General features: G+C 71.6%; 5 protein-coding genes. All 5 read left to right on the top strand.

Annotated elements, in window-relative coordinates; translation table 11 throughout:
- Positions 1-233: 233 nt before the first annotated feature.
- The 5 genes from ABZV93_RS28705 (at position 234) to ABZV93_RS28685 (ending at position 4,932) form a co-directional block, all read left to right on the top strand.
- The gene (locus tag ABZV93_RS28705; RefSeq protein ID WP_354942065.1) at positions 234-1,466 is read left to right on the top strand and encodes a DegT/DnrJ/EryC1/StrS aminotransferase family protein; all 1,233 of its coding nucleotides are present in this window, start codon (positions 234-236) and stop codon (positions 1,464-1,466) included.
- 25 nt (positions 1,467-1,491) lie between these two features.
- Positions 1,492-2,103 (top strand): acyltransferase, encoded by a 612-nt coding sequence (locus ABZV93_RS28700; protein WP_354942063.1) that lies wholly within the window; start codon positions 1,492-1,494, stop codon positions 2,101-2,103.
- Positions 2,104-2,146: 43 nt separating this feature from the next.
- The gene (locus ABZV93_RS28695) at positions 2,147-3,244 is read left to right on the top strand and encodes a DegT/DnrJ/EryC1/StrS family aminotransferase (protein WP_354942075.1); all 1,098 of its coding nucleotides are present in this window, start codon (positions 2,147-2,149) and stop codon (positions 3,242-3,244) included.
- On the top strand, positions 3,241-4,275 hold the full coding sequence (locus ABZV93_RS28690; RefSeq protein ID WP_354942061.1) for a Gfo/Idh/MocA family oxidoreductase: 1,035 nt from the start codon (positions 3,241-3,243) through the stop codon (positions 4,273-4,275). Before ABZV93_RS28695 ends, ABZV93_RS28690 begins: the two co-directional genes overlap by 4 nt.
- A gap of 141 nt (positions 4,276-4,416) precedes the next feature.
- The gene (locus ABZV93_RS28685) at positions 4,417-4,932 is read left to right on the top strand and encodes a DinB family protein (RefSeq protein WP_354942059.1); all 516 of its coding nucleotides are present in this window, start codon (positions 4,417-4,419) and stop codon (positions 4,930-4,932) included.
- Positions 4,933-5,095 lie beyond the last annotated feature (163 nt).

Genomic DNA, 5,095 nt, shown 5'->3' with positions numbered 1-5,095 from the left:
TGGACGACGTGAGCGGTGGATGAGCGGCGAAGCGGCCGTGCCGTGGTTTCTGGTCGCCAAAAGGCGGAAACAGGATCCTTCGCCCGGGCTCGCGGGAAGGGAAACTACTTGACCCTGGAGGGGGGCGTACCGACGCCCGGATGCGGGGACCAGAGGAGTGGGCGTACACGTCCGGCCCGAACGGCTCGACTTGCCCGTCCGACCCGATCCTCGTCCTGGGAGGCTGAACGCGCATGTTCGGCACGTCTGCCCCGTCCGGAGATGTACTCGCGGTCGCGGGTGGCACGCCCGTGCGCACGGCGGCCTTCCCGTCCTGGCCGGTGTTCGCCGAGGACGAGATCGAGGCCGTGACGCGGGTGCTCCGATCGGGCCGGGTCAACTACTGGACGGGTGTGGAGGGGCGGGCGTTCGAGCACGAGTTCGCCGCCGCCGTCGAAGCGCCGTACGCGGTGGCGGTGTCCAACGGAACCGTCGCGCTCGAACTCGCCCTGCACGCGGTCGGGATCGGTCCGGGCGACGAGGTGGTCGTCCCCGCGCGGACGTTCATGGCCACCGCCAGCGCCGTGGTGGCGGTCGGCGCCCGGCCGGTGGTCGCCGACATCGATCCGGTGAGTCAGACACTCACCGCGGCCACCGTGGAGGCAGTCCGTACGCCGCGGACCCGGGCGGTGATCCCCGTGCACCTGGGCGGTTGGCCGGCCCCGATGGCGGAGTTGATGTTCCTGGCCGCCCGGCACGGCCTGGTGGTGGTCGAGGACTGCGCACAGGCGCACGGCGCGCGGCTCGCCGGCCGGTCGGTCGGAACGCTGGGCCACGTGGCGGCGTGGTCGTTCTGCCAGGACAAGATCGTCACCACCGGGGGCGAGGGCGGCGCGGTGACCACCGGCGACGAGGAGATCTGGCGCGCCGTGTGGGAACGCAAGGACCACGGCAAGAGCTTCGCGGCGGTGTACGAGCAGGCGCACCCGCCGGGGTTCCGGTGGCTGCACGAGTCGTTCGGAACCAACGCGCGGATGACCGAGTTGCAGGCCGCGCAGGGCCGTCGTGCACTGGCCCGGCTCCCGCAGTGGTCCGAACGCCGGCGCGCGCACGCGGCCGTGCTGGACGAGGGCCTGGCCGACCTGCCGGGACTGCGGGTGCCCGTCCCTCCGCCGGACGTGCGGCACGCGTACTACAAGTACTACGCCTTCGTCCGGCCCGAACGCCTCGCACCGGGGTGGGACCGGGACGCGGTGATGACCGCGATCGAGGCGGAGGGGGTGCCGTGCCTGCAGGGTGCCTGCGCGGAGATCTACCGCGAGAGGGCGTTCGACGGGATCGGGCGGCCCGAGCGGCCGCTGCCGGTGGCCCGCGAACTCGGTGAGACGTCGCTGATGTGGGTGGTGCATCCCACGCTGACCAAGCGGGAGATCGACGACACCGTGGAGGCCGTCCGGAAGGTGATGCGCGTCGCCGCCCCGGAGTGAACCGTGACGATTACCCTCTGGGTTCATGGCAGCACGTTTCGTGGCCGACTCCGCTGACGTGCACGAGACGGCGCGCGTCGGTGACGGGACCTCGGTGTGGCACCTGGCGCAGATCCGGGAGGACGCCGTGCTCGGCACGGACTGCATCGTCGGCCGCGGCGCCTACGTCGGCGCCGGCGTCCGGATCGGTGACCGGGTCAAGGTGCAGAACCACGCGCTCGTCTACGAGCCGGCGGTGCTGGAGGACGGAGTCTTCGTCGGGCCCGCGGTGGTGCTGACCAACGACCAGTACCCGCGCTCGGTCGACCCGGACGGCACGCTCAAACGCGCTGCCGACTGGGAGGCCGTCGGGGTGACGGTCCGCGAGGGCGCCTCGCTCGGCGCCCGCTCGGTGTGCGTCGCGCCGGTGACGGTCGGCCGGTGGGCGATGGTGGCCGCGGGCGCGGTCGTCGTAGGAAACGTCCCCGACTTCGCGCTGGTGGCCGGAGTGCCCGCGCGCAGGGTCGGGTGGGTCGGTCGTGCGGGGGTACGACTGGAGGACAAGGGCGCCGGACGCTGGCTGTGTCCGCGTACGGGCGCCACCTACAGCGAGCGCGGGGGACTTCTGCGCGAGGACGCCGACCACGGGGGTCGATGACGTGAGCAACAACGGAGCGGTACGACAGGCGGCGCCGGGCGACCTGCTCCCCGAGCCGATCCCGGCCGCGATGCCGATGATCGGTGCGGACGAACGCGCCGCGGTCGACCGGGTGATCGCCAGCGGCATGCTGGTGCAGGGCCGGGAGGTCGCGGCGTTCGAGCAGGAGTTCGCAAGCCTGGTCGACGATCGGCTGTGCGTGGCGGTCAACGCGGGTACGAGCGCCCTGCATCTCGGCCTGCTGGCGGCAGGTGTCGGACCGGGGGACGAGGTGATCGTGCCGTCGTTCACGTTCGCCGCCACCGCCAACTCCGTGGCGCTGACCGGGGCGACGCCGGTGTTCGCCGACATCGAACCCGACCACTTCTGTCTGGACCCTGCGGCGGTCGAGGCCGCGGTGACCGCGCGCACGGTCGGGATCATGCCGGTGCACCTCTACGGCCATCCGGCGAACCTGACCGAGCTGATCCGGATCGCCGACCGTTACGGGCTGGGGATCTTCGAGGATGCCTGTCAAGCCCACCTTGCGCGCTGGGCCGGGCGCCCGGTCGGTGCGTTCGGCACCTTCGGCGCGTTCAGCTTCTACCCCACCAAGAACATGACCACCGGCGAGGGCGGCATGGTGGTGTGCGCGGACGAGGATCTCGCCCGCACGGTACGGCTGCTGCGCAACCAGGGCATGGAACGCAGGTACGAGAACGAGGTCGTCGGGTTCAACGCCCGGATGACCGACGTGGCGGCCGCGATCGGGCGGGTCCAGCTGGCCCGGGTCGAGCGCTGGACCAAGCAGCGCAGGTCCAACGCCGGCTTCCTCGACTCCCGCCTGGCCGGGGTCGCCGGACTCGTCACCCCGCGCACGGCGGCGGACGCCGAGCACGTCTACCACCAGTACACCGTGCGGGTGCCCGACCGGGACGGCGTGCAGGCCCGGCTCGCCCAGGCGGGGGTGGGGACCGGCGTCTACTACCCGATCCCGAACCACCGGCTTCCGTCGTTCGCCGAGGGTTCCGGACGTGACGTCGACCTGCCGGAGACCGAGCGGGCCTGCCGGGAGGCGATCTCGCTGCCGGTGCACCCGGGCCTGTCCGACCGCGACCTCGCCCAGATCGTGGCCGAGGTGACCAGGGCGGTGTCGCGATGAGCGCGCTGCGGGCCGGGCTGCTGGGCCTGGGCATGATGGGCCGCCATCATGCGCGGGTGCTGCGATCCCTGGAGGGCGTGGAGCTGGTCGCGGTCGCCGACCCCGGTGGTGACCCGCACGGCGTGGCCGGTGGGCTGGACGTACTGCCGGACGTGGACAAGCTGGTGGCCGCCGGCATCGACCTGTGCGTGGTCGCCGTACCCACCGCGTTCCACGAGGAGGTGGGTCTGGTACTCGCCGCCGCCGGTGTGCACGCGCTGGTGGAGAAGCCGCTGGCGAGCACGGTGGAGGGCGCGGAGAAGCTGGCCGCGGCGTTCGAGGCTCAGAGACTGGTCGGCTGTGTCGGCCACATCGAGCGCTACAACCCGGCGTTGCAGAACCTCCGGGCCCGCCTCGACCAGGGCGAGCTCGGCGAGATCTACCAGGTGATCACCCGCCGCCAGGGGCCGTTCCCCAACCGCATCGCCGACGTCGGTGTGATCAAGGACCTCGCCACCCACGACATCGACTCCACCGCGTGGGTCACCCGCGGGCGTTACCGGTCGGTGTCGGCGCGTACCGCGCACAAGAGCGGCCGGAAGCACGAGGACCTGGTGGCGGTCGTCGGCCAGCTCGACGACGGCACGGTGGTCAACCACCTGGTCAACTGGCTGTCCCCGATGAAGGAACGCGTCACAGTGGTCACCGGCGAGCGCGGTGCGTTCGTCGCGGACACGATCGCGGCCGACCTGACGTTCCACGCCAACGGCGTGCGCCTGCTGGAGTGGGACGCCATGGCGTCGTTTCGCGGCGTGACCGAGGGCGACATGATCCGGTACGCCATCCCCAAACCCGAGCCGCTGCGTACCGAGCTCGCTGCCTTCCGGGACGCGATCCTGCGCAACCGCGCCGGCGGCGGCGTGGAAGCGGACGCGAGTCCGGAAGCGGGTGGCGGCGACGTGGTGGGGATGCGCGACGGGCTGGCGATCGTGGAGGTTGCCGAGGCGATCCTGCGTTCGGCCGCACAGGGCCGTACGGTCGGCCTCGGCTGAGACCCGCGCAAGGCTGGGTTGACATCGGTGCCGAGCCGGGACTGAGCAGAGGCCCGTGGGCGCAGCCCGCCGGAGTTGGAGAAGGCACCGCCACCGGAACTCCGGCGGTCCGCGCCGCCGTGGGTGGCTAGGGTCTGGTTCGTGACCGAACCTTCCGAGCCCGACTATGCCCTGAGCGATCCCCACGACCTGTTGGTCGGCTTCCTCGACTACTACCGCGACGTCGTGCTCCGCAAGCTCGACGGCCTGTCCGAGGAGGAGCTGCGCACCAGCCGGCTTCCGTCGGGCTGGACGCCCCTCCAACTGCTCAAGCACCTCACCCACGTCGAACGCCGCTGGCTGGTCTGGGGCTTCCTGGCCGAGCAGGTCGACGACCCGTGGGCGGACGACGGGCCGGACGGCCGCTGGCGGGTGGATCCCGACGAGTCCGTGGACGACGTACTGGTTGCGTTCCACGTGCAGGTGGCGCGATCGAGGGAGATCGCGGCCGGTGCAGCACTCTCGGACCTGTCAGCGCTCGGCGGCAGGTTCCCGGCGGACGTGGACGCCCAGCCATCGATGGGCTGGATCCTCTTCCACGTGTTGCAGGAGTACGCCCGGCACGCGGGTCACCTCGACGTCGCCCGCGAACTGGCCGACGGTGCGGTCGGGGAGTGACGCCGCGATCCCCGCCCACGTTCGGCTCTCAGGGCCGAAGGATTCTCTGCTGTCGATCCACCCACTCTGGCGGTACGTATTCGGGGTGGCCGTGTGCTCCCATGCGGACTTGCCATCCTTTGTGGTGGACGGTGACGTGGTGGTAGCGGCACAGGAGTACGCC

Origin of the sequence: Actinopolymorpha sp. NPDC004070, from assembly GCF_040610475.1 — a bacterium.
In the GTDB taxonomy this organism is placed as follows: Bacteria; Actinomycetota; Actinomycetes; order Propionibacteriales; family Actinopolymorphaceae; genus Actinopolymorpha.
This window is presented reverse-complemented; position numbering and strand designations above follow the sequence as displayed.